At 59.9% G+C, this 25,054-nt stretch carries 22 protein-coding genes; 3 read left to right on the plus strand and 19 right to left on the minus strand.

Annotated elements, in window-relative coordinates; translation table 11 throughout:
* Positions 1 to 9: 9 nt before the first annotated feature.
* From ACP90_RS18615 to ACP90_RS18655, 9 genes are all read right to left on the minus strand, one after another.
* Positions 10 to 930 carry a sugar ABC transporter substrate-binding protein gene (locus ACP90_RS18615; protein WP_062489266.1) on the minus strand — a complete coding sequence of 307 codons (921 nt, stop codon included), beginning with the start codon at positions 928 to 930 and terminating at the stop codon, positions 10 to 12.
* A gap of 406 nt (positions 931 to 1,336) precedes the next feature.
* Positions 1,337 to 1,726, minus strand: coding sequence for a GFA family protein (locus ACP90_RS18620; RefSeq protein WP_062489268.1), 390 nt, complete (start codon positions 1,724 to 1,726; stop codon positions 1,337 to 1,339).
* A gap of 85 nt (positions 1,727 to 1,811) precedes the next feature.
* The gene (locus ACP90_RS18625) at positions 1,812 to 2,552 is read right to left on the minus strand and encodes an SDR family oxidoreductase (RefSeq protein WP_022997670.1); all 741 of its coding nucleotides are present in this window, start codon (positions 2,550 to 2,552) and stop codon (positions 1,812 to 1,814) included.
* Between the two features lie 124 nt (positions 2,553 to 2,676).
* Entirely contained in the window at positions 2,677 to 4,131 is a 1,455-nt protein-coding gene (locus ACP90_RS18630; RefSeq protein ID WP_062489270.1) for an aldehyde dehydrogenase family protein, read from the minus strand.
* A gap of 11 nt (positions 4,132 to 4,142) precedes the next feature.
* A complete protein-coding gene (locus tag ACP90_RS18635) occupies positions 4,143 to 5,732 on the minus strand; it encodes a dipeptide ABC transporter ATP-binding protein (protein ID WP_062489272.1) in 1,590 nt (529 codons plus the stop codon).
* The gene (locus tag ACP90_RS18640) at positions 5,729 to 6,559 is read right to left on the minus strand and encodes an ABC transporter permease (protein WP_022997673.1); all 831 of its coding nucleotides are present in this window, start codon (positions 6,557 to 6,559) and stop codon (positions 5,729 to 5,731) included. The genes ACP90_RS18635 and ACP90_RS18640 overlap by 4 nt, the downstream gene beginning before the upstream one ends.
* Positions 6,559 to 7,506: an ABC transporter permease gene (locus ACP90_RS18645; RefSeq protein ID WP_022997674.1), complete on the minus strand. Its 948-nt coding sequence runs from the start codon at positions 7,504 to 7,506 to the stop codon at positions 6,559 to 6,561. Before ACP90_RS18645 ends, ACP90_RS18640 begins: the two co-directional genes overlap by 1 nt.
* Positions 7,507 to 7,607: 101 nt before the next feature.
* Positions 7,608 to 9,092: an ABC transporter substrate-binding protein gene (locus ACP90_RS18650; protein ID WP_055659109.1), complete on the minus strand. Its 1,485-nt coding sequence runs from the start codon at positions 9,090 to 9,092 to the stop codon at positions 7,608 to 7,610.
* Positions 9,079 to 10,404: an acetylornithine deacetylase/succinyl-diaminopimelate desuccinylase family protein gene (locus ACP90_RS18655; protein ID WP_022997676.1), complete on the minus strand. Its 1,326-nt coding sequence runs from the start codon at positions 10,402 to 10,404 to the stop codon at positions 9,079 to 9,081. Before ACP90_RS18655 ends, ACP90_RS18650 begins: the two co-directional genes overlap by 14 nt.
* Positions 10,405 to 10,490: 86 nt before the next feature.
* Between ACP90_RS18655 and ACP90_RS28800 the strand changes: the two genes are divergently transcribed.
* A complete protein-coding gene (locus ACP90_RS28800; RefSeq protein WP_062489274.1) occupies positions 10,491 to 11,030 on the plus strand; it encodes a PAS and helix-turn-helix domain-containing protein in 540 nt (179 codons plus the stop codon).
* Between the two features lie 22 nt (positions 11,031 to 11,052).
* On the opposite strand, the gene ACP90_RS18665 is transcribed toward ACP90_RS28800, so the two are convergent.
* The 4 genes from ACP90_RS18665 to ACP90_RS18680 form a co-directional block, all read right to left on the minus strand.
* The gene (locus ACP90_RS18665) at positions 11,053 to 12,204 is read right to left on the minus strand and encodes an ABC transporter permease (protein WP_062489276.1); all 1,152 of its coding nucleotides are present in this window, start codon (positions 12,202 to 12,204) and stop codon (positions 11,053 to 11,055) included.
* On the minus strand, positions 12,201 to 13,124 hold the full coding sequence (locus ACP90_RS18670; RefSeq protein ID WP_062489278.1) for an ABC transporter permease: 924 nt from the start codon (positions 13,122 to 13,124) through the stop codon (positions 12,201 to 12,203). Before ACP90_RS18670 ends, ACP90_RS18665 begins: the two co-directional genes overlap by 4 nt.
* 2 nt (positions 13,125 to 13,126) lie before the next feature.
* On the minus strand, positions 13,127 to 14,215 hold the full coding sequence (locus ACP90_RS18675) for an ABC transporter ATP-binding protein (RefSeq protein ID WP_062489280.1): 1,089 nt from the start codon (positions 14,213 to 14,215) through the stop codon (positions 13,127 to 13,129).
* 101 nt (positions 14,216 to 14,316) lie between these two features.
* Complete coding sequence (locus tag ACP90_RS18680; RefSeq protein ID WP_055659564.1) at positions 14,317 to 15,456, minus strand: substrate-binding domain-containing protein; 1,140 nt, start codon at positions 15,454 to 15,456, stop codon at positions 14,317 to 14,319.
* A 261-nt stretch (positions 15,457 to 15,717) separates the two neighbouring features.
* On the opposite strand from ACP90_RS18680, the gene ACP90_RS18685 reads away from it, so the two are divergent.
* Positions 15,718 to 17,199, plus strand: coding sequence for a PLP-dependent aminotransferase family protein (locus ACP90_RS18685; RefSeq protein ID WP_022997682.1), 1,482 nt, complete (start codon positions 15,718 to 15,720; stop codon positions 17,197 to 17,199).
* A gap of 40 nt (positions 17,200 to 17,239) precedes the next feature.
* Here the strand turns inward: ACP90_RS18685 and ACP90_RS18690 are convergent, their stop codons facing one another.
* Complete coding sequence (locus ACP90_RS18690) at positions 17,240 to 18,583, minus strand: aminotransferase class III-fold pyridoxal phosphate-dependent enzyme (RefSeq protein ID WP_201030410.1); 1,344 nt, start codon at positions 18,581 to 18,583, stop codon at positions 17,240 to 17,242.
* Between the two features lie 159 nt (positions 18,584 to 18,742).
* Here ACP90_RS18690 and ACP90_RS18695 point away from each other — a divergent pair, with 159 nt between their 5' ends.
* Complete coding sequence (locus ACP90_RS18695; protein WP_062489282.1) at positions 18,743 to 19,492, plus strand: SDR family NAD(P)-dependent oxidoreductase; 750 nt, start codon at positions 18,743 to 18,745, stop codon at positions 19,490 to 19,492.
* A gap of 279 nt (positions 19,493 to 19,771) precedes the next feature.
* On the opposite strand, the gene ACP90_RS18700 is transcribed toward ACP90_RS18695, so the two are convergent.
* The 5 genes from ACP90_RS18700 to ACP90_RS18720 all read right to left on the minus strand — a co-directional run bounded on the left by ACP90_RS18700 (position 19,772) and on the right by ACP90_RS18720 (position 25,043).
* Entirely contained in the window at positions 19,772 to 20,626 is an 855-nt protein-coding gene (locus tag ACP90_RS18700) for a fumarylacetoacetate hydrolase family protein (protein ID WP_062489284.1), read from the minus strand.
* Between the two features lie 77 nt (positions 20,627 to 20,703).
* Positions 20,704 to 21,648: an ABC transporter substrate-binding protein gene (locus tag ACP90_RS18705; protein WP_022997686.1), complete on the minus strand. Its 945-nt coding sequence runs from the start codon at positions 21,646 to 21,648 to the stop codon at positions 20,704 to 20,706.
* Between the two features lie 75 nt (positions 21,649 to 21,723).
* Positions 21,724 to 22,728 (minus strand): ABC transporter permease, encoded by a 1,005-nt coding sequence (locus ACP90_RS18710; RefSeq protein WP_062489286.1) that lies wholly within the window; start codon positions 22,726 to 22,728, stop codon positions 21,724 to 21,726.
* The gene (locus ACP90_RS18715) at positions 22,725 to 24,251 is read right to left on the minus strand and encodes a sugar ABC transporter ATP-binding protein (RefSeq protein WP_062489288.1); all 1,527 of its coding nucleotides are present in this window, start codon (positions 24,249 to 24,251) and stop codon (positions 22,725 to 22,727) included. The genes ACP90_RS18710 and ACP90_RS18715 overlap by 4 nt, the downstream gene beginning before the upstream one ends.
* A gap of 36 nt (positions 24,252 to 24,287) precedes the next feature.
* Positions 24,288 to 25,043, minus strand: coding sequence for an SDR family oxidoreductase (locus ACP90_RS18720; RefSeq protein ID WP_208984592.1), 756 nt, complete (start codon positions 25,041 to 25,043; stop codon positions 24,288 to 24,290).
* Positions 25,044 to 25,054: the final 11 nt, after the last annotated feature.

Raw genomic sequence — 25,054 nt, forward strand, 5'->3', positions numbered from 1 at the left:
TGAGACTGCTTACTTCGCAGTCACCAATTCGATCGGCGTCTTGACCCAGCCCTGAAGCTGCTCACCGGTCGAAACGACGTCGAGCGCCATGTCGATGGCATTGGCCGCCATGTCGGTGCCGAACTGGTCGACGGTAGCCAGCATCCGACCGTCTTCGATCATCGGGCCGACTGCAGGAATGTTGTCAAAACCGATGACTTCAATGTCGGTGCGGCCGGCGCTTTCCAGTGCCTTTACAACGCCAATCGCCATGGAGTCGTTGGCCGCCATCACGCCCTGAACGTCGGGATGCGCTGTCAGCATTGTGGCGAAGACCTGGTTGGCTTCTTCGGTTTCCCAATGCGCTGTCCGGCTGTCCAGCAGGTCCAGCTTGTACTCGGCAACAGAGTCTTCAAAGCCCAGGCGGCGCTGCGTGGCATTGTCTGCACCCGGGTTGCCCTCGATGATGACAACCTTTGCGCCCTCACCCAGCTTCTTGCCCAGTGCATCACCGGCAAGCTTGGCACCGCCCCGGTTGTCCGGGCCGACGAACGCGAGTTCTACGCCCTGTTGCTTCTTGGCTTCCTCGTCAAGCGCCACATCGAAGTTGACCACGACGATACCGGCTTCCATCGCCTTTTTCAGCGGACGGACCATGGCGCGGCTGTCGGCCGGAGCGACAACGATGGCGTCAACGCCCTGCGTGATGAAGTTTTCGACCGCATTGATCTGGGATTCAAAGTCGGTCTCGTTCTGCATGCCGACGGCCTTGAGCTCATAGTCGCCACGGCGCTTCTGGTGCTCCTCGGCACCAACCATCATGTTCTGAAAGAACTCGTTGGCCAGTGATTTCATGATCAGGCCCACCACCGGCTTGTCGTCGGCAAGAGCGGCTCCACCAAGCAAAGCGAGGCCGGTCGCTGCCGCGGCAGCGATTTTCAATAACTTCATGATTTTCCTCCCAAAAAGGCTGCACCTCTCACGCCATTCCAAGGGCGCTATCAGGCTGCACAATTGAAAGCACGGCCGAATTACAACGTCAATATGAAACGTTTCATTTTTTTGAATGCATTCATTTCATGCGTAGAAATAGCGAGTGATTTCAGGATCTTTCACCTGAATTTAAACGTGAAAAATTTGCTCGGGAACGTTATGGCGCAGTAAAAAGGGGCCGAATCCAGCCCCCTGACTTCCTGCCTGACTGCAAGGGTACAAACGGTTGCAGATGCACAAACCGGATAACAGAGCGCGCAGACTTACAGGTTGCGAGGCGTCAGCGACCGGAACGCGATGGCGTGACGCACAATGCAGGGCCTACTCGCCATCCACTTGGCACCCGGCCCTGGTTTGAAAGCCTCTACTCCTCGCGGCCCTCGTTTTCCCGATCGCGCTCGTAGTGTCTGGAAATCGGAAATTCAGGCAGCCAGGCTTCGCGGCGGATGGTCCAGAGTTCGTAGGTCGGGGTCATTTGGTCGAGTGCGTCCAGTGCTCCCAGATGCACCTCGGTTTCATCACCCGTTTGCGAAAAAACGGACGACCCGCACCGAGGACAGAAAAACCGCCCCCGATACTCGCCCGTTTCTCCTTCGTGGCTTACGGCATCCTGCGGAAAGACAGCAGAAGCATGGAACAGCGCCCCGAGGTGCTTGCGGCAGTCAATACAATGGCAAAGGCCGACCCGATACGGTTCGCCTTCTGCCACGAACCGGACATTCCCGCACAGGCAGCCACCGGTGTATCGCTTCATGATCTCGTCTTCCTTCGGCCGTCTGGATGTCGCGCAAATCTGTTCGGACCTGTCGATACATGATCCGGCCGAGGCTGATCAATCCTCAGATGCAGCGTCCGCCGTCAACTTCCATCGCAACTCCGGTAATCATGCCCGCCTCATCCGAGCACAGGAAACAGGCTGCGTTGCCCATGTCTTCCGGTGTCGAAAAACGGCCGATGGGAATGGTGGAGAGGAACTTGGCACGCATTTCCGGTGTGTCTTCACCCATGAAGCTTTTCAGAAGCGGCGTTTCGCCGGCCACCGGGCAAATTGCGTTGACCCGCACGCCCGACGGGGCGAGTTCGACCGCCATCGTCTTTGTCGCGGTGATCATCCACCCCTTGGAAGCGTTGTACCAGTTGAGCCTGGGACGCGGGCTGAGGCCTGCGGTGGAAGCCACATTCAGGATCGCCCCCTTGCCGGCTTCCGTCATGGCCGGGACGAAGTGCTTCGCTGTCAGATAGACCGACTTGCAATTGACCGCGAGGACCCGGTCAAACTCTTCTTCCGTAACGTCCTGCATCAGTTTGGGCAGATGCGTGATGCCGGCATTGTTGACCAGGATATCGACCCCGCCGAGCAGCGAGGAGGCAACATCGGCCAAGTGGCTGACGCTATCATTGCTGGAGACATCCGTTTTGATGGCCAGTCCGCCAACTTCCGCGGCAATTTCCTCTGCAAGGTCCAGGTTCAGGTCGGCGACCATGACCTTCGCGCCTTCTGCTGCGAACTTGCGCACGATGCCGGCTCCAAAGCCCGAGGCCCCACCCGTGACAATCGCCTTCTTTCCTTCAAGTCTCATGCAAACCTCCCGATCTTGGTTCCTTGCTCTCCAGCGTCATCCCGGCCGAGCGAAGCGGAAGCCGGGATCGGGGAGCTACATTCAATTGTTCTTTGTACGCGCATCGAATTGAGCGACCGGGCGTTCACCCGTGAAACGCCGCAACGGTCTTCAGCGTGGTGAAGCCGTAAAGCGCCTCGAACCCCTTTTCCCGGCCGTGACCGGACTTGCCCATGCCGCCGAACGGCAGCTCGACACCGCCACCGGCACCGTAGTTGTTGATGAAAACCTGGCCGGTCCGGATCTTTTTGGCGAGCCGCATCTGGCGGGCACCGTCGCGGGTCCATAGGCTCGCGACAAGGCCGTAGTCTGTGCCATTGGCAATCGAGATTGCTTCTTCCTCGTCGTCAAAGGGAATGATCACCTGCACCGGGCCGAAAATCTCGTCTCGTGCCAACACGTGGCCGGGTGAAACGCCGGCAAAAAGGGTCGGGCAGACGTAGTTCCCGCCTTCCGGTGCGTCCTGCAACACACCTTCCGCCACCTTTTGCAGGTCCGCCCCCCGATCCAGAAAACCGGAGACGATGTCTTTCTGCTTGGCCGAGATCAGCGGTCCGACGTCGAGATCGTTCAGTGCAGGCCCGACCGTCAGCGACCCATAGCGAGCCGCCATGCGCTCGGTCACCTGATCGAGAACAGACCTGTGCACCAGAATGCGTGAGGAAGCCGAGCAGGTCTGCCCGGCGTTCTGGATGCCTGCGTTCACCAGGAATGGCAGGGCAGCATCCAGATCGGCATCCTCGAACACAAGCTGAGGCGACTTGCCGCCGAGCTCCAGCGTTACCGGCACGACATTCCGGGCTGCCGCCGTCTGCACCTGAACACCGGTTGCAACCGAACCGGTGAAAGAGATGTGGTGGACACGCGGATGTGCGGTCAAGGCCGCGCCGGCTTCCGACCCGAGACCCGGAACCACGTTCAGCGCACCGTCAGGCAATCCGGCCTGACGGGCGAGATCGGCAAAGGCGAGCGCCGTCAGGCAGGCGTCTTCCGCCGGTTTCAGCACACAGGCATTGCCTGTTGCCAGCGCCGCGCCAACTGAGCGGCCGATGATCTGCATCGGGTAGTTCCAGGGCACGATATGCCCGGTAACGCCATGCGGTTCGCGCAAGGTGTAGACCGTGTACCCATCGAGATAGGGAATTGTCTCGCCATGGAGCTTGTCTGCAGCCCCGCCATAAAATTCCAGATAGCGGGCAAGAGCGACAGCGTCTGCGCGTGCCTGTTTCAACGGCTTGCCAACGTCGATGGATTCGATCCGCGCCAGATGATCGACCTTTTCCAGCACCAGCTCGCGCAGGCGAAACAGGAACCGGCCGCGCTCGGCGGCGTTGGTCCGCCCCCACTCGCCTGCCATGGCGGCTTCGGCCGCATCCACCGCTGCATCGATATCGGTCGCTCCACCGCGGGCAATCGCACCTATGCGTGCCCCGGTCGAAGGATCGTTGAGCGGCAGTTCTCCGCCTCCTGCCGGATCCACCCATTTTCCGCCGATCAGGCATTTGGCCGGATCGAACCAAAGGTCCAGTTCCTGGGTCATGGGTTCCTCCCCTAAAGGATGCCGGCCGGAAGGACCGGTGCGGCAGCAACAAGTTGTTGGGTATATGGATGGTTCGGCCGGTCGAAGACCGTGTCCGTCGGACCTTGCTCGACAATCTTGCCGGATTTCATCACCAGCACCCGATCCGTTATCGAACGGACCACGCTGAGATCGTGGCTGATGAAGAGGTAGGTCAGGCCAAACCTGTCGGCCAGGTCTGCCAGTAGGTCGAGCACCTGGGCGCGAACGGACACATCGAGCGCCGAAACTGCTTCGTCGAGAATGATCAGGTCCGGCTTGATGATGAGCGCACGTGCGATTGCGATGCGCTGACGCTGGCCACCGGAAAACTCGTGAATGTATTTGTGGGCATCCGACGCGCTCAGACCGACGCTTTCAAGAGCTTCGGCAATTGCCGCGTCTCGCTCGGCCCCTTTGGGCGGGTCAGAAAGCAGATGGAAAGGCTCCGTGATCAGCCGGTCCACCCGCCAGCGCGGATTAAAGCTTCCATAGGGGTCCTGAAAGACCACCTGCATGCGCCGGCGCACGATCTGGTTGGCGTGGTGATGGGTGAAGACAGGCAGACCGTCGAACAGAATTTCGCCGCCCTGCACTTCTTCCAGACCCAGGATAGCCCGCGTCAGTGTGGACTTGCCGCAACCCGATTCACCCACAAGACCGAGGCTCTCGCCCTTGCGGATCTCGAAGCTGACGCCATCAACAGCACGAAACTGCGTGGTCTTGCCCCACCATCCGTGTGTATGTCCGGTATAATCGCGCACGACATCACGCACCTGCAGCAGGGGCTGCTCCAGCGTTTCGTTGCCGCGTTCGGGCACATGGGCGGAGGCTTCCAGCAGCGCGCGCGAATAGGGATGCTGCAGATTGCCGAAGAGCGTCTTGGCCGGACCGCTTTCGACCACCTCGCCCTGACGCATGATCACCAGATCGTCGGCAAGGTCGGCCACGACCGCGAGGTCGTGGCTGATCAGCATCAGCCCCATGCCGTCCTCGGCGACGAGACGCTTCAGAAGTTCCAGGATCTGTGCCTGGGTCGTGACATCCAGAGCGGTGGTCGGTTCGTCGGCAATCAGCAGCTTGGGCTTGAGTGCAATCGCCATGGCGATGACCACTCTCTGGCGCTGACCGCCGGAGAGTTCGTGCGGATACCGGCTTAACGGAAACTTTTCCTGCGGTAGTTCCGCGCGTTGCAGGGCATCCGATGCGCGAACCATTGCTTCGGCTTTCGAAACGCGCTCGTGGATCAGGATTGTCTCGGCAACCTGGTCGCCGATGGTCTTCAGCGGATTGAGCGCGGTCATCGGCTCCTGAAAGACCATGCCGACGTCCCGCCCGCGCAGGCCACACATTTCGGCTTCGCTGAGCGACAGGATATCCTTGCCCGACAGATTGATCGAACCGGTGCAGGAAGCGCCGCCCGGCAACAGCTGCAGCACGGAAAAGGCCGTGATCGATTTGCCTGATCCACTCTCGCCGATCACCCCGAGAATACGGCCCGGCGCCACTTCCATTGAGACATTCCGGAGGATCTGAAGACCGTGAATGGAAAGCGACAGGTTCCTTATGGTCAGAAGGCTCATGTCCGGGCCCTCCTGAGTTTCGGATCGAGACTGTCCCGCAGGCCATCGCCAAGCAGGTTCAGTCCAAGCACCGTCAGAAGGATGGCAAGGCCCGGAAACAGCGCCAGATGAGGCGCGAGCGATATCATCGTCTGGCTGTCTGCCAGCATCCGCCCCCAACTGGCAGTCGGCGGCTGTGCTCCGAGGCCGACATAGCTGAGCCCCGCTTCGGCGAGAATGCCCAGAGAGAACTGGATCGTGCCCTGAACGATCAGGAGATTGGCGACGTTGGGCAGGATGTGTTCCAGCGAAATACGCGCCGAGCCTTTGCCCGCGACCCGCGCCGCCAGAATGTATTCCCGGTTCCAGAGCGACAGCGCGGCGCCCCGCGTCAGGCGGGCGAAGACCGGGATATTGAAGATGCCGATGGCGATGATGGCGTTGAGCGCCGACGCCCCGAAGACGGCAGTGATCATGACCGCGATCAGAAGGCTTGGAAACGCAAACACAAGGTCATTGGCGCGCATGATGATCTCGTCCATCAGGCCGCCTTTCCTGGCAGCAGCAGCAAGACCGAGCGGCACACCAACAGCCATGCCGATGCCGACAGCCACCAGGGCGACGGCAATGGATGTGCGCGCACCGACCATGATCATGCTGAGAATATCCCGCCCGAACTGATCGGTACCGAAGGGGTGCAGCCAGCTTGGCGGCTTCATGCGGTTGGCGATATCGAGCACTGTCGTGTCATACGGCACCCAGACGAGGCTGATAAGCGCGGCGGCCGTGAACAGAAGCGTCAGAATGGCGCCTGGCAGCAGTGTGCGGCTGTGGAACAGGACGCTCATCAACGTCGCCTCCGCAGTCTCGGATCGACCCAGGCATAGGCCATGTCGACAGTGAAGTTGACGACGATGACCGCAAAGACCAGCAGCATCACGACGCTTTCGACCACGATCAGGTCGCGCGCGCTGATAGACTGAAAGACCAGCCTGCCGAGGCCCGGCAGGAAGAAGACGTTTTCAATGATGATTGCGCCCGCCAGCAGGAAGGAGAATTGCAGCCCGAGTATCGTCAGCACCGGAATAAGGGCATTGCGCACCGCATGACGCCAGAGTGCCTGTCCCTTGCTGAGACCCTTGGCACGGGCAGTGCGGATGAAGTCCTCTCCCAGCGTGTCCAGCAGGCTGGAGCGCATCACCCGTGTCAGGATGCTCGCCTGCGGCAGGGCCAGGGCGATGGCCGGCAGCGTCAACGCCTTCATGGCAGCGAAGAATCCCGCGTCCCACCCGGGAAATCCGCCGGCGGAAAACCAGCGCAGATTGATCGCAAAGACCAGCACCATCAGCATCGCGAACCAGAAATTGGGGATGGCGATGCCGAGCTGGGTCACGCCCATGACGGCGCCATCGGCGTGGGAGCCCCGGCGCGAGGCAGCCCAGATACCGGCCGGAAAGGCGATCAAGGTGCTCAGCACCAGCGCATAGACTGCGAGCGGCAGAGACACCCAAAGCCTGTCGGCGATCATGCCTGCAACGGGTGTGCGATATGTGTAGGACGTGCCGAAATCGCCGACCAGAAGACCACCTGCCCAGGCTGCATAGCGCTCGAGGATGCTGCCGCCAAGGCCCAGTTCTTCGCGCAGGGCTGCAAGCGTGTCTTCCTGGGCGTTGAGGCCAAGCATGTAGGACGCCGGATCACCCGGCACCACTTCCAGCGCCAGGAAGATTATCACCGACGCGGCCACGAGGCTGAGCCCCAGGGACAGAAGGCGTTTCAGGAAATATTGCAGCATGAACGCGTCGCGTGCCTATCGGCAGTCAGATACCGGCAAAAGGAAAGGAGTGAAGGTGGATGCCCGCACACCGGGCGCGAGCATCCGCTTTGCGGTATGGGTCAGTCTTCCCAGTAGACCGCCGTCAGATCCGTTGCCTGGGTCGGCTGGTTTTCCCAGAGTCCCTTGATCTTGGCGTCGGCGATTGTCGGGAATGCGAGCTGGAACAGGTAGGTGTTGACGTAGTCCCTGGAGATCGTCTCCTGTGCCTGTTTCAGAAGGTCGGAGCGTTTTGCCGGATCGTTCTCCGCAGTCAGATCGGCAATGAGCTTCTGGAAGTCCGCATTGTCATACTGGAAATAGTAATCCGGCCGGGCATAGATGCCGATATCCATCGGCTCGGTATGGCTGACGATTGTCAGGCCGAAATCCTTGCCCTTGAAGACCTGCTCAAGCCACTGCGCCCATTCCAGGTTGGTGATTTCCGTTTCGATACCGACGGCGCGAAGCTGAGCGGCGATGATCTCCCCGCCCCGGCGGGCATAGGATGGCGGCGGCAGCTTGAGTGTGGTGGTGAAACCATCCGCATAGCCGGCCTCGGCCAGCAGCTTCTTGGCAAGGTCCGGATCGTACTGGCTGCTTCCCGTCAGATCGACGTAGTCAGGGTTATGCGGCGCGAAATGCGTTCCGATCGGCGTGCCGTAGCCGAACATCGCGCCATCGATGATCGCCTGCCGGTCAACCGCGTGGGCAATCGCTTCGCGCACCTTGATGTTGTCGAGCGGCGGCAACTTGTTGTTGGCTGCAAGAATGGTCTCGCCTTCGGTAGAGCCGACCAGCACCTGGAAGCGGGCGTCGGCCTCGAACTGCGGCAGGTTTTCCGGCGCCGGAAAACCGACGAAGGCGTTGACGTCTTCCGCCATCACGGCCGCGAAGGCAGCCGTCGGATCGGAAATGAACTTGAAGGTGACCTTGTCGAGCTTGGCCGGTTCACCCCAGTAGTCGGCGTTCTTTTCCAGATCGATCCGGTCGCCCTGTACCCAGTCGGTGAACTTGAACGCGCCCGTTCCAACCGGCTTGCTCTTGATATCGCCAATGGATTCCGGAGCGACAATAACCGCATCGCCCCAGGCCAAGTTGAACAGGAAACTGCCGTTCGGCTCCTTGAGCGTTACCTTCACGGTCAGCGGATCAACCACTTCCACGCTCTCGATACCGGCAAACAGCGCTTTCTGGGCGTTCTGACTGTCGTCTGCACGGGCACGATCGAGACTGAACTTGACGTCGTCCGCCGTCAGATCTGATCCATCGTGAAATTTCACGCCGTCGTGCAGCTTGAAGGTATAGGTCTTGCCGTCCTCGGAAATCTCCCAGCTTTCGGCCAGCCCGGGATTGACCGAACCATCGGGACCGAAGCGGGTCAGGCCTTCGAAGACGTTGGAGTAAAGGACAGAATCAATCGCGCCTGCAGCGGCACCAGTCGGGTCCAGATGTGGCGGTTCCAGTTGCATGGCAACCACGATATCGCTCTTTGCATGGGCCATTCCCATGCTCGCTGCCAGCGCCAAAGCACTGACCAGACCCAATCCAAACTTACGCAAACGCATGACTTCCCCCTTTATTGAGGCTGCTTTCGCAAGGCCTTGCCAACAGCTCGATCAGCGAACGGCCCATGACCTTCGCAGAATCGAGCATGTCATCCACTCCCACATATTCGTCCGGTTTATGTGCCAGATCCAGAATGCCCGGGCCATAGGCGATACAATTTTTCAGTTTGCCGATACGATCGATATGCTTCTGGTCGTATGTACCCGGGCTGACGACATATTCAGCTTCACGGCCCATGGTTTCGGCAATGGCCTTCGCGACGGTCCGCACGACGGGCGCATCCTTTTCCGTCATGGTGGGCAACACCCTGTGCAGTTCCCTCAAGTCGTAGCGGAACTTGTCGCGCCGTCCTTCAACCGTCTTCAGAACTTCCAGGACTTCCGCCTGCACGTCGTCGATATTCTCTTCCAGCAGGAACCGGCGGTCGATCACCATCCGGCAACTGTCCGGCACGCAGGGACTCGGAAGACCCGTGAAATCCGCATCGCCTTCCGATTGACCACCGTGGATGGAATTGATGTTGAGTGTCGACTGTTTCGCGCCTTCCGGCACCACCGGCATTTCAGTGCGCTTTTGCGCGAGCGCCGGAAACAGGCTCTGCTCCATCTCGTCGATCACCGCTCCCATGTGCCGGACGGCACAATCGCCGAGGAACGGCATCGAGCCATGAGCGATCTCTCCGAATGTCTCCAGCTCGGCCCACCACACTCCTCGGTGTCCGAGGCAGATCCGGTCCTTGTTCAGCGGCTCGGGAATGATGACGTGCTGAACCCGGTCCGGACTGAAATAGCCCTTGCCTGCAAGATAGGCGACGCCGCCGTAGCCCCCCGATTCCTCGTCGGCCGTTCCGCTGATCTCGATAGCTCCGGCAAAGTCCGGACAGACCGCAAGGAACGCCTCGGCTGCAACGATGCTGGCAGCAAGGCCGCCCTTCATGTCGCAGGCGCCTCGGCCGTAAATCTTGCCGTCGACAAGTTCCCCGCCGAACGGATCCTTTGTCCAGCCGTGGCCGACGTCGACAACGTCGATATGACTGTTGAAGTGCACGCATTCGCCCGGTCGGTCGCCATCCCGGCGCGCGACGATGTTCCAGCGCGGATACTTGTCGCTGTCGCCTGGCGTTCCATGCGCCCGGATCAGTTCGATGTCGAAGCCGGACCTGGACAGACGCTTCTGCAGATAATCGCAGATATCGCGGTAGTTCTCGCCGGGCGGGTTGAGCGTGGGAATGCGCAGAAGGTCCTGGGTCAACGCGATCAGATCCTCGCGCCTTCCGTCGATCTCCCGGATCAGGTCGTCTGCTAGCGCCATCCCGTCTCAGCCTCCCCTTGGTAAAAGCAACGAGAACTATGCTACCGTCAAACTACGGTGCCAATACCGTAGGAACACGGTGAAACATGACAGACCTCGACCAACTGGCCTTCGAAAACGCGCCCATGGGTTTGGCGTTGACCGAAAACCGGATCATTCGTGCCTGCAATCAGACATTCGTTGAGATGTTCGGGTTCAAGAAGTCTCAGCTGATCGGGCAGAGTTTCCGGCTGCTCTACGGCACGGATCAGGAATTTCACCAGATCCGCGACATTGGCCTGGAGCCCTTGCGCCGGTCCCTGCCCTACACGGACGAGCGGTTGATGCGCCGGTCCGATGGAACCCCGATCTGGTGCCGGTTTAGGGCGCGAACCCTGACGCCGGAAACACCGCTGGCACGAATCGTCCTGAGTTTCGCCCTGATCGACAATGCTGCTGCCGGGCCGAAGCTGACACCGCGCGAACGCGATGTCCTGCTGCTTCTTTCCCAGGGACAGACCAGCAAGGAAATGGGCCGTGTCCTGAGCCTGTCTCCAAGAACCGTTGAGGATGTGCGTGCGCGCCTTCTGAAGAAGTTTCAGGTCAAAAGCGTTGCCGTGCTGCTGTCCCGGCTTTCCGGACAATAGACGGCACGCTTCTGTTCGCTTGTTACTCGCCTGGTTTCAAACCATTGGGCTTGAAGGCCCCGCCGAAGGGCGACGGATTGGCTTTCACCGGCGCTTCAACCGGCGCCGTGGACGCAGGTGCCTGGTTCTGTTGTTGCGCTTCCATCTTCCGGCGCTGCTCCTCCAGAAGTTCCTGCTGACGAGCGCGCTTGTCATCGAGGATCTGCTGTTTGCATACGCCTGCATCGTGCTGCGAACCCTGATAGGTGGCAAAGCCTGCAACACCCAGAAGGATCACGAAGATCGTCAGCGGGTGGACGAGCGTTCGCAGAACCGGATTGCCGTAAATGCGGGAACGCGTAGCTGTGCCGGTCCGCATCACTTCCTTCCGCCGCATGTGGGCTTCGTGGACCACCGCCCCGATCAGCGTAATGCCGATGATGATGACCGCCAGCGCCGACAAGGAAGGGTCTGTCCCATGACGGACCTTGGAAGCCAGTGCCGTGGTGAACGTATTGCCGGAGAGGATCGTGAAGACGGTGGTGTTGTAGTTCTCGAAGGATGCCAGGAAGGTCAGAAACGCGGCAGAGCCGATGGCAGGCCACAGGAACGGCAACAGGATCTTGCGGAAGGCCTGTCCCGGCGTCGCGCCGAGATCGAGCGCGGCTTCCGTCAGGATCGGATCGAAGCGCTGCAGTCTTGCGAGAAACACCAGCATCGCATAGGCGGAAATGAAGGTGACCTGACCGGCAAGTGTCAGAAACATGCCGTTGTAGAAGATCGAACCGTAGTCCGCCCCGACGGACCTGCCGAAAGCGCCCCAGAAGACAATGGTCGAGATGCCTAGAACGACGCCCGGAATGAGGATAGGCGTGATCAGCACCGTGTAGAGCGCCGCCCGCAGGCGCGGTCCGAGCTCCGATAGCGCAAGCGCTCCCGCCAGCCCGATCGGCACGGCAATGACCACCACACTGATGGCGATCACCAAGCTGTTGGCCAGCCCGCTCATAAGACGGTCATTGGCGAAGAGAACACCAAACCAATCCGTCGTGAAGCATTCCCATGGCGTGATCCGCGGGAAGGAGGATGAATTGAACGCCGTGATCACCATGATGATCAGCGGCCCGAACAGGAAGGTGAAGAAAAGCAGGGAGAAGCCCGCCGCGACCACGCCGCCGCCTGTGCCCCGGTTCATCGGCCGATCTCCCCGATGGAGACCTTGAAGATCCGCATCAGCATCATGACGAAGGAGATGCAGACAATGAGCAGGATCACCGCATAGGCCGAACCGCGTTGCCAGTTGGCGCTCTCGTTGAACCACTGGTAGATGAGCTGGGTGAACCAGAGATTGGAAGGACCACCGAGGATCTGGGGTGCTGCAAGCGCACCTGCCGTCAGCATGAACACCATGGTTGCCCCGGAGGCGATGCCCGGCTTGGCAACTGGCAGCACCACCCGCCAATGCACCCGCCACCAGCTTGCGCCCATGTCCCGTGCCGCTTCGATCTGGTTGCGGTCGAGTGCCTCGACGGCATTGAAGATCGGGAACACCATCAGAAGGATGTAGGCGTAGGTCAGCCCGGAATAGAGCGCGACGTCAGCCCGGATGAAATCGACTGGCTGATCCCACAGACCCATCGACATGCCGATGCCATTGATGAGACCCGTGGAGCCGAACAGGACACGGAAGGCAAAGGCACGCAGGATCTCGTTGACCCAGAAAGGCACGATCAGGCCGATGACCATCATCCGCGCCGCCACGCCAGTGGCCGAATGAGCGAGAATGAAGGCGATCGGGTAGCACAGAAGAATGTCGATACAGGTGACGAACACCGCGGCGATCAGGGTCTTGAACAGGATACCGATATCGAGCGTGTTGACCGTGCCGTCATTGCCTTGGAAAAAATAAGAGTAGTTTTCAAGAGTATAGACATCTTGCGGTCCACCGACATCAGCTGCCGGCAGGTTGAACCGGAAGGAATAGTCAAGCATTGCCACCTGCGGCAGCGTGATCAGGCAGATGACCCAGAAGAGGACCGCCACAGCGACGAACGATGCAGCGCCAAGACCATGCTTGCCGGAAATTTCCCTGAATACGTTTTGAAGCGCTTTCATCCTCACGCTCCCGCAAGTGCGCCATGCGGCAGGACAATTGCCTGCTCAGGCGTGAAGCCGAGCGAAACGGCACCACCGGAGAGATTGTCCGGCGCACCGCCAAGGTTCACCCGGGTGAGCCGAAGCTGGACACCGTTCGCTTCCAGGAACATCTGCCGTGAATTGCCTTCGAACTCTTCCTTCACCCAGTTCGCTGTCAGGCTGTTGGGAGCGCCTTCGCCAAGGCTCAGTTGCTCGGGCCGAATGAACAGGATGCAGTCTTCGCCCGCCTTGTATTGGCGCCCGCCTGCTGCCCTTCCCTGCAGGCGGCCGAGTGGCGTTTCAACGGAAACCAGCGCTTCCGACTGCTGGGCGACCTTGCCTTCGATGGCATTGGTCTCGCCCACGAATGAGGCGACAAACGAAGTTTTCGGCCGATTGTAGATGGTTTCAGGCGGGTCGACCTGCTCGATAACGCCGGAGTTCATGACCGCGACACGGTCTGACATCGTCAGGGCCTCACCCTGATCGTGGGTGATATAAATGAAGGTCAGCCCGACGCGCTGCTGGATAGCACGCAATTCAGTGCGCATGTGGTGGCGCAGTTTCAGATCGAGCGCGGACAGCGGCTCATCAAGAAGCAGAATATCCGGCTCGACCGCCAGCGCACGGGCAATCGCCACGCGCTGTCGCTGACCGCCGGAAAGTTCGTGCACCTTTTTGTCCCCGACACCGGGAAGTGCGATCATGTCCAGAAGTTCGTCTGCCCGCTTGCGCCGGTCCTTGCGGCCGATGCCCCGGACCTCCAGCGGAAAAGCGATGTTGTCGGCGACGCTCATCAGCGGAAAGAGAGCAAGGTTCTGGAAGATCAGTGCCGTCGGGCGCTTGTTCGGGCCGATGCCCTTCATGTCCTGCCCGCCGATCAGCACCCGACCTTCGGACGGATCGGAGAAGCCGGAAATACACCGCAGCAAGGTGGTCTTGCCACAGCCGGACGGCCCCAGGAAGGAGAAGAACTCGCCGCCCTTGATGACGAGATGTGCATTGTCGACCGCGGTATAGGCCCCAAAACGAATGGAAACGTGATCCAGAACAATATCTTTTGTGGCCATGGCGCTCTCAGAAGGACGGCGGGAAAGGGAGACGGAAAAAGGGCGGCCTGGCGCCGGACGCATTGCGCCCGGCACCCGCCATTGAGAAAGCCGGAGAGGCCTTAAGCGGACAGAAACTTGTTGGTGTATTCGGTCCGCTTTTCCGAGTACCAGGGGGCTTCCGCCGGCCAGGCGTTCAGACTGTCCAACGCTTCGCCCGGGTAAGCATCGGCAAAGTTCTTGGCATAGATTTCGCCGCCGAATTCGGCCGCGCCGATTACCGGTGAATTGTAGCCGTGGGTCTTGATGGCTTCGCCGGCGAGCTTGGCGTCATAAGCCGTCTCGATGAAGGCGTAGATCTGGTCGATGTTCTTCGCACCGGTCGGCATGGCTAGCCCATCAACCCAGGCCATCGCACCTTCCTTCGGCGCCCGGTACATGACCGGCTCACCAGCCGTTTTCAGAGCAAGCGGAGGTCCGTCCCAGGTCTGGCCGACGATCACGCCTTCGTTCAGGAGACCGTTCTTCTGGGTATCCGCATCGTTCCAGATCAGCTTGATGTTCGGCTTCTTGGCGATGGCGGCCTCAACGACCTTGGTCCAGACCTCGTCCATCTTTTCCGGGCTCTCGTAAGCAGCCCACATGGAACCCGGCTCCAGTTCGCCGCGACCTTCAAGGCCGAGACCGAGGCCAAGCAGCATGGAATGTCCACGGCCCATTGTCTTGCCGGCATTGGCTTCATCCCAGACATCGTAATAGCTCGGGAATTCGCCGCCCGGAACAAAGGCGTCCGTCCGCCAGGCAATGCCTTCCGTGCCCCAGATATGCGGCAGCCAGAAGACGCCCTTGCCGTCGAAGTTCCAGTGGGTTTCGCCAAGCGCCATTGAGGGGTTGACCTTGTCGAGCGCGACCTTCGACATGTCGAACGGCTGCAACAGGCCAAGTTCTGCCCACAGCAGGTTGCGGTTCACAGTCGGTGAAACGATGTCGAAGCCTTCGCCGTTGGTGGCCTTCAACTTGTTGATGATCTCTTCATTGGAGCCGATGCCGGTGAAGTTGATCTTGATGCCGGTCTTGTCCGTAAAGCCGTTGACGAAGCTTTCCGGCAGATAGTCCGACCACATCATGATGTTGATTTCACCGGACGAGGCCAGCACGCTGGAGCTGACGATTGCCGGCATGGACAGCCCTGCGCCTGCCGCGGCTGCGGTTTTCAGGAAATCACGCCGCGTTGCGGATGCTCCCTTTTTAAAACTGATCATGACTTCCCCTTCACTGTTGGTCTCACCAAACTGTTCCTCGTTCTGGCGCGTTACAGGCCGCATTTTTTTGGAAAGGGTCGCATTGCCCGGACGATCCTGCGCCGCGTTGCAAGAAAGGATATTGCGGTGCAATATTCACCCTTAGAGCCAGAGAGTGAAAACTATGGAGCCAGAGGAATTGCCGGGCTTTGCAGGTTCGGGAAACAACTTCAAACTGCCGCCTTCGGGCCAACCGAATTCAGGGACGACCAAAAAGTTCAAATGCTTGCGACCTATTTCGACACGCCCTTCGATCCGGGCAGACGATTGCAGCACCAGATTCAGGAACGGCTTATCGAGGCCATTCTGGACGGCGTTTGGCCCCTGCACGAACCGCTGCCGGCAACCCGTGTCTTTTCCAGCGAGATAAAGGTGTCCAGAAACACGGTCGCCATCGTCTATGAGAGACTGGTTGAGGACGGTTATCTGAAGTCGGTCAGCCGGCGCGGGTATTTCATCAACGAACGTCACATCCGCGAACAGCTCAACATCCGGGTGGATGATCACGCCAAGGACATCCTGCCCACTGCGGAGCACCCGTTCAATCCGCAAGCCTTTCTTACCTACAGCTACGCAGCCCAGGAAAACATTTCGAAACCGGCCGATTGGCAGTCCTATCCCTACCCTTTCATCTATGGCCAACTTGCTCCGGACAAGACATCCGTCGCGCGCTGGCGTGATTGTGTCCGGTTGGCAGGCACTGCCCAGCACGCCCCGACCTGGATCGGCGATCTGGTCGATCAGGACGACCCGATGCTGGTTAACCAGATCATCCGCCGGATGCTGCCGCAACGGGGCTTCCGGGCAGAGCCGGACGAGATTCTGGTAACCGTCGGCGCCCAGAATGCCCTCTTCCTGGTGGCACAGCTCTTTTGCCGGCCCGGGGTCAGGACGGACATGGAAGAGCCCGGCTATGTGGACACCCGCAACATCTTCCAATCCTTTGGGGCAGAGCTGAAGTATCACCCGGTTGATTCAAACGGCATGCGGGTTGGAGACGAGTTGAAGGGGGCACGACTTGTTTACGTGACACCTGGCCATCAGTCCCCAACCAACGTCACCATGTCGATGGAGCGGCGTCTGCGGCTGCTGGCCCATGCTGAAACACATGATTTCATCGTCCTGGAAGACGACTATGAGCATGAGCTGAATTTCATCGGCGCACAGAAACCGTCCTTGCGCAGTTTCGACCGTACCGGACGTGTCATCCACGTAGCCAGTCTTTCCAAGGCCCTGTTTCCGGGATTGCGGCTCGGTTTCATCGCTGCGGACAGGCGCATTATCAGAGAGCTTCGGGCACTCAGACGCTTGATGTATCGGCACCCCTCAGCGCTCGACCAGCGGGCGATGGCGATCTTTCTGTCGGAGGGCCATTACGATTCCCATATCCGACGTCAGCGAAAGGTGCTGTCGCAGAAATGGAAGAAGATCTTCAGGCTCATCGAAACGCATCTGCCGACCTGTCAGGCAACGGTCACGACGGGCGGGTCAGGCGTGTGGATCAGGCTACCGGAGAGTATCCGCGCTGCGGAACTGCAATCGAGAGCCGCGCGGCAAGGTCTCCTGATCGAGGCAGGAGACGACCGGTATTTCTCCCCGAATAGTCCTCGAAACCGGATCCGCCTGGGCTTCGGTGCAATTGCTGAAGAAAAGATGGAGCCGGGCATCAAGCTGCTCGGACAACTTCTGGCGGACAGCAGGTAGCGACCCCGGCTCAAAGCCGGGACACCCCGTGACTGGCAGCTTACAGCTCTGCCTTGCCCAAGACCTTCTGGAGGACATCGATCATCATCGAGAGATCTTCTTCCGATGTAGTGAGTGCCGGGGCGAAGATCAGCGCATCACCAGTTGCTTTGACATGCAGGCCTTCGTCGAACAGCTTCCGCTGCACCAGAGATCCCTTGGCTCCCGGCGTTTCGCCCGGTGTCAGCTGAATACCGGACATCATGCCATGACCACGCAAATCGTGGACATGAGGCAGATTGCGAAGGCTGAAAACGCCATCGAGGAATGTTGACGAGAGGCTTGCCGCCCGCTCGAAAAGACCTTCGGTCTTGTAGATGCCAAGTGTTGCCAGCGCCGCGGCGCAGGCAACCGGATGGGCGGAGTAGGTATAACCGTGCATCAGTTCCGGCCGATCTGCGGTGATGGAATCAATGACGGCCTTCTGGATTTCCGTCTTCACCGCGACAGCGCTCATGGGGATCGCGCCGTTGGTAATCGCCTTCGCCATCGTCATGACATCCGGTGTGACACCGAATTCCTGTGCCGCGAAGGCCGAGCCCGTCCGGCCAAAACCTGTGATGACTTCGTCAAACACGAGCAGAATGCCGTATTTATCGGCGATCTCGCGCAGCTTCTGCAAGTACCCGACGGGCGGCACGATAGTGCCGATAGAACCCGCAATCGGCTCGACGAAGACCGCGGCGATGGTCTCGCCACCGTAGGTCTTGCAGATCTCTTCCAGATCTTCGGCAATCCACGCTCCGTCTTGCGGTTGCCCCCTCGTGAAGCGTTGATCCTCGTTCCAGGTGTGGCGCATGTGAACGACGTCACAGGTAACGCCGGAAAAGTCCCGCCGGTTGTTGACCATGCCCGCCAGTGACGTGCCGCCAAGGTTGACCCCGTGATAGGCCCAGGCCCGCGAAACAAAACGGGTGCGCTGAGGCTCGCCTTTGGCCTTGTGATAGGCAAGGCAGATCTTGATGGCGGAATCGACGGCTTCAGACCCGGAAGACCCGAAAAAGATGCGGTCGAGACCTTCCGGCAGAATTCCACTGAGCGCTTCGGCAAGTTCGAAGGAGATCGGCGCCGCGCGCTGGAAGTGCGGGGAATAATCCAGAACCTGAAGCTGCTTGTAGACGGCTTCGGCAATCTCCTTGCGGCCATGCCCCGCTGCACAGGTGAACAGGCCTGAAGATCCGTCCAGGATTTCCCGCCCCTCGGGCGTCCAATACCGCACGCCCTCCGCCCGCGCGAACATCTGCGGTTCCTTGTGGAAGAGACGGTTGTTGGTGAACGGAAGCCAGTGGTGATCCATGTTGATCGGCATCTGGGTCATGGCGCAGGGTCCTTCAGATCGGAGCATTCCCATCACTCCTAGGACCAGTCGCAAACCCGCCGTAGAGCCAGCGCTTGAATTCATAGGAGCCAGAGGCCCAAAGCCCGCTTTTGGCGTTGTGCTGGCGAGGCAGCTGCCTATGGTCCGGTCAAGCGACTGTTTCAGATACTTCGGAAAGGCAGGCTCATGAGCGGCACAATCCTCATTACCGGAACGACCTCCGGCTTCGGTCAGGCAATGGCCCGGCTGTTCGTGCAAAACGGATGGAAGGTTATCGGTACCGGCCGGCGCGCGGATCGGCTGGAAAAGCTGAAGACGGATCTCTGCGAGGCATTTCACGCGCTTGTCTTCGACATCATGGACGAAGCAGCAACAACTGCGGCCCTCGCCAGCCTGCCGGAGGAATTTCAGGAGATCGACATCCTCGTCAACAATGCCGGCCTTGCCCTTGGCACGGCTTCGGCACCGGCGACGAAACTCTCCGACTGGAAGACCATGATCGATACCAACATCACCGGTCTCGTCACCATCACCGACAAGCTTCTGCCGAAACTGATCGAGCGCAAGGGCATGGTCGTGAACATCTCCTCCATTGCTGCCAACTGGCCCTATCCGGGCGGAAACGTCTATGCGGGTACCAAGGCGTTCCTGCGCCAGTTCTCGCTTGGCCTGCGGTCGGATCTTCACGGCAAGGGGGTTCGGGTTACCTCCATCGAACCGGGCCTATGCGAAAGTGAATTCACGCTGGTGCGTACCGGTGGCAACCAGGAAAGCTACGATGCTCTATATGGCGGCGCCAACGCGATCCAGCCGGAAGACATCGCCAGCACTGTCTATTGGGTCGCGACACAGCCCCCGCATCTCAACATCAACTCGCTGGAACTGATGCCCGTCAGCCAGTCCTGGGCCGGCTGGCAGATCGCCAGAGAGGGCTGAAGAGAACCTGTGGCGGCGCTGCTCGTCCACGGACAAAGCGGATTTCTATCAATCTGTCCACATGCGCCTTGTCGTCCCTGCGAAGGCATGGATCCAGTAATCGCATGAAGTCGCATCTGCCCCTCACCAGCCACATAGGATACTGGATCCCGTTCTTGATGCTGACGCGACAAACCGGGACGACAAGCAGGAGATGCCGCGCGTCCCTTCCTCAAAAACGTCAACGGCCGAACGCGTTCCCGCGTCCGGCCGTGACTGTTCATACAAGATCCCGAATGATCAGGCCTTGGTCACCTTCTGGGTCTGGCTGCCCAGCTTGTCGATGCCAAGCGTCATGACTTCGCCACCCTTGAGGTAGACCGGCGGCTTCTGCCCCATGCCAACACCCGGGGGCGTGCCGGTGGAGATGACGTCGCCAGGCTGCAGGCTCATGAAGCGGCTGAGATAGGAGATCAGGAACGGTACCCGGTAGACCATCGTCTTGGTGGAGCCGTTCTGGTAGCGCTTGCCGTCCACTTCCAGCCACATGCCGAGATCGTCGAAGTCGCCGACTTCATCCGGCGTTACCAGCCAGGGGCCGATCGGGCCGAAGGTATCGCAACCCTTGCCCTTGTCCCAGGTGCCGGACCGTTCGATCTGGAATTCGCGTTCGGAGACATCGTTGATCACGCAGAAACCGGCGACATGGCTCATCGCATCGGCTTCCTCGATATAGGCACCGCCCTTGCCGATCACGACGCCGAGTTCGACTTCCCAGTCGGTTTTCTGCGAGCCGCGCGGGATCTTGACGTCGTCGTCCGGACCGACAATGGCCGAGGTCCACTTGTTGAAGACCACCGGTTCCGGCGGCACATCCATGCCGGATTCGGCAGCGTGGTCGGCGTAGTTGAGGCCGATACAGATGAACTTGCCGATATTGCCGACGCAAGGTCCGACGCGCAGATCCTGCTGTGGAGCGCCCTCCACCAGTGGCAGCGAAGCGACGTCGAGCCCCTGCAGGCGTTGAATGCTTTCAGGCAGGAGAGCATCGCCGGCGATATCCGCGACAACGGAAGAAAGATCACGAACGCGGTTGTCGGCATCGAGAACACCGGGTTTTTCCTGTCCCGGAGCGCCAAATCTCAGCAATTTCATAAAGGATCGTCCTTGAGTGGTTGGAGCCCGGCTGCACGTGCTACCGGGCTCGATGGGGTTGGTTACGACAAAATCGATCAGTCGTACAAGACAGCAGCGATCTTCGGATCGTCAATGTTGGATTTGTCGTAGTAGTAGAAGCCGGTGTCGATATGAGCCGGAACTTCCTTGCCTTGCGATGCTTCGAGAGCTGCTTTCACGGTCTCGTAGCCGATGCCGACCGGGTTCTGGGTGATCGCACCGGCCATGACGCCGTTGCGGATCGCATCCTTCTGGGCCTTGCCACTGTCGTAGCCGATGATGACCACGTCGGACTTGCCCATTTCAGAGACACCGTTGACCACACCAAGGGCAGACCCTTCGTTGGCACCGAAGATGCCTTTCAGATCCGGATTGGCTGTCAGGATGGCCTTGGTGAGTTCTGTCGACTTCAGATGGTCACCGCCGCCATATTGAACAGTGACGACCTCGATATCCGGATGATTTGCCTTCATCTGGTTGACGAAACCGTCGACACGGTCGATGCCGGTCCGGCTGGTCTGGTCATGTGCCACCACGGCAACCTGGCCAGCTCCGCCGATCAGCTCTGCCATCTTGTCGGCAGCCAGTGCTGCAGCAGCAATGTTATCGGTCGACGCTGTCGACACCGGAATATCGCTGTCGACACCACTGTCGAACGCGATGACCGGGATTCCCTTTTCCTGAGCCTGCTTCAGAAGCGGAATGGCGGCCTGACTGTCGAGAGCGGCAAAGCCGATTGCCGTCGGGTTCTTGGCAAGGGCAGCGGCCAGCATGTCGATCTGGCGGTCGACCATGGTCTCGTTGTCCGGGCCTTCAAAGGTGATGGTGACACCCAGCTCCGAGGCGGCCTGATCGGCTCCAGCTTTCACGGCTTGCCAGAACTGGTGCTGGAAACCCTTGGAGATGAGCGGAATGTAGGTTTCCTGGGCGAAGGCAAAGTTCCCGGAAAGCATCAGGGCAGCGGCACTTGCAGCTCCGATAAGAGTACGTCTGTTCAGCATATTCCTCTCCTGTGGTTGGGTTGGACGGAAGGTCCGGTACCGGGGTGTGACCACCCTCTTGTGTATTGATGAAACTCAGGCTTTGCGCCTGCGCACCATGTCCGCGTAAACGGCCAGGATGATGATTGCGCCGGTCACCACCGTCTGCCACTCCTGGGCGACGGACAGGACCCGCAAACCGTTGGTCAGGACGGCCATGATCAGGGCGCCGATCAGGGTCCCGAGAACCGTTCCGCGCCCACCGGAAAGCGACGTGCCACCAATGACGACGGCCGCGATGGCTTCCAGCTCGTAGCCGAGCCCCAGCGCCGGCTGGGCGGAGTTCAGGCGCGAGGCGATCAGGATGCCGGCGATGCCGCAGATGGAGCCAGCCAGGGCGTAGACCGACATCTTCCAGAAATCGGTGTTGACGCCGGACAGGCGGACCGCTTCTTCGTTGGAGCCCAGCGCGAACGTGTAGCGGCCAAGCACCGTGCGTCCGAGAATGTAGGACGCTACCCCGGCCACCAGGAACAGGATCAGAACCCCGTTCGGGATCGGCAGTGCCGGGAAAATGTCGCCTATCAGCGAGCCACGGGAAATGAGGTCGAAGCCGGGCGTGTCGTTGAAATAGATCGGCCGGGTTCCGGAAATCACCAGCGACAGGCCTTTCAGGATCAGCATCATGCCGAGGGTCGCAATGAACGGCGGGATTTTCATCTTGGCGATGAAGGTGCCCGAACACAGGCCGCAGAGCGCACCGGTCGCGATGGCGGCAATCACACCGAGCGGCAACGGCATGCCGAGATTGGTCAGAACGACGCCTGCGATGACCGCGCAGAACGTCATCAAGGTTCCGACGGAAAGATCGATCCCGCCGGTGATGATCACCAGGGTTGCGGCAACAGCCAAGACGCCATTGACCGAGGTCGCCTGCAGGATCGCGATCATGTTGGAGGTTTGCATGAAGTTGGGTGAAGCGATCGAGAAACCGATCAGCAATAGAACCAGGCTGGCGAAGGCCAGCAGCTTCTGGTGCGCCCCTGTCTCGATCAGACGTGCAACGAGCGACGGCGAGGAGGACGGGTTGACGGCGGTCATTGCTGGTATCCTTCTGGCTGCATGGATGGCGCCCGAAGCGTCGCCAGATGCATGATGTCTTCCTGCGTGGTGGCTTCACCGCCCGGCAGGATGCCGGTGAGACGGCCTTCACACATGACGGCGATGCGATGGCTGAGACGCATGATCTCCGGCAATTCCGAGGAGATGACGATGATCGCCCTGCCCTCGTTGGCCAGTGCCTTCAGCAGTTTGTAGATTTCCGACTTGGCACCGACATCGATGCCGCGGGTCGGCTCGTCGAAGATCAGGATGTCACAATCCCGGTAGAGCCACTTGGCGATGACGACCTTCTGCTGGTTGCCACCGGAAAGCAGGCGGACTTCCTGCCGGTCGGACGGTGTGCGGATTTCCAGTTTGGCGATATAGTCCTGCGCCGTCTTGCGCATGGCATCGTCATTCAGGACGCCAAACCGGCTGGAAAAGCGATCGAGGCTGGCCAGCGCCACGTTGGTCCGAACATCCATGCCGGTGGCCAGACCGAAATGCTTGCGATCTTCCGAAAGGTATCCGATCCCCGCCTTCACGGCGTCGGAAGGTTTCGATATCGAACGGGGCTTGCCGTGAACCCGGATCTCGCCGCTGTCGCGCGGATCAGCTCCGAAAATCGCCCGTGCCACTTCCGTCCGCCCGGCTCCCATCAAGCCGGCAAAGCCAAGGATCTCGCCTTTCTTGACGGAAAAGCTGACGTCGCGGATCTCGCGCCCCCTGTTCAACCCGCGTATGTCCAACACCGTCTCGGCGTCGGACAGATCGGGGATCACGATGGCCTCGCTGGTCAGCTCCCGGCCCACCATCATCGAGATGATCTTGGAAACAGGCGTCTGCGCTGCATCAACGGTGCCGACATAGGAGCCGTCACGCATGACCGTCACCCGGTCGGCGATCTGTTTCAGCTCGTCCATCTTGTGGCTGATGTAGATGATGCCCACGCCATCGGCCTTCAGCCGGCGGATGATGGTGAAGAGTTCGGCGATTTCCGCATCATTCAGGGCGGCGGTCGGCTCGTCCATGATAAGGACGCGCGAACGGTAGGACAACGCCTTGGCGATCTCGACCATCTGCTGACGGGCGATGGTGAGTTCACCGACGATCGTCTTCGGGTTCATCTTCAGGTTCATGGACTTGAAGATCTCGAGCGCCCGGGCGTTGAGCGCCGCCTCGTCCAGACGGCCGAAACGCTTGCGCGGTTCCCGGCCGATAAAGATGTTCTGCGCGACCGTCAGATCATTCATCAGGCTGAGTTCCTGATGAATGATACCGATGCCCAGCGCCTGGGCGGCCCGTGGACCGTCGATCTCCACGGCCTGACCGTTGACCAGCAGCTCGCCGCCGTCCCTGGGGTAAATTCCGGACAGGATCTTCATCAGCGTCGACTTGCCGGCACCGTTTTCGCCCATCAGGGCATGCACTTCGCCGCTGTTCAGGTCAAAGCTGACATTCTTGAGGGCGTGCACACCAGGGAAGCGTTTTTCGATCCCCGTCATCCTCACCAGATTTGTCATGCGCGATCCTCCCAAACCGCGACAAAGGGGCCACCGTCAGATGGTGACACCTCCATCGACCAGAAGTGCCTGCCCGGAAACGAACCGGCTTTCGTCGGACAACAGGTAGACGATCATCGGCGTCATATCGTCGACGGTTGCCAGACGGCCCATGGGCTGCCGGGCGATGAAATTCTTTTCCGCTTCCACCGGGTCCGGTGCAGAAGCAATGCGGCCGCGCAAGGACGGAGTATCGACAGTGCCCGGGCATAGCGCGTTGCAGCGGATGCCTTCCTTGACGAAATCCGCTGCGACACCCTTTGTGAGGCCAATTACGGCTGCCTTTGTGGCGCCGTAGGCGGTGCGCATCGGAAAGCCTTTGATGGACGATGCCATCGACGACATGTTCAGGATCGATGCCGTGCCGGTCGCCTTGGCGCGTTCGCGCATGCCCGGAAGGAAAGCTTGCGTCATCCGGTACATGGAGGTGACGTTCAGCTCGAAGCTGAACGCCCAGTCGTCTTCGGTGATATCGAGGACAGAGCCGTTGTGAACGAAGCCCGCACAGTTGAAGAGCCCATCGAGCGCCGGCAGTTTTTTTGCCAGATCGTCAACGGCTGAGCGATCACAGACATCCAGTTTGTGGATCTCGATACCGGGGCATTCGCCCGGGAGCGTCGACAGCGTTTCCTCGTTGATGTCCGCGGCGTAGACCTTTGCGCCTTCCCTGGCACAGGCAATCGCGCTTGCACGGCCGATACCCTGCCCGGCTGCCGTCACCAATATTGTTTTATCTTTCAAGCGCACTGAAATCCTCCCGAAAG

Source organism: Labrenzia sp. CP4, assembly GCF_001579905.1.
Taxonomy (GTDB): Bacteria; Pseudomonadota; Alphaproteobacteria; order Rhizobiales; family Stappiaceae; genus Roseibium; species Roseibium algicola.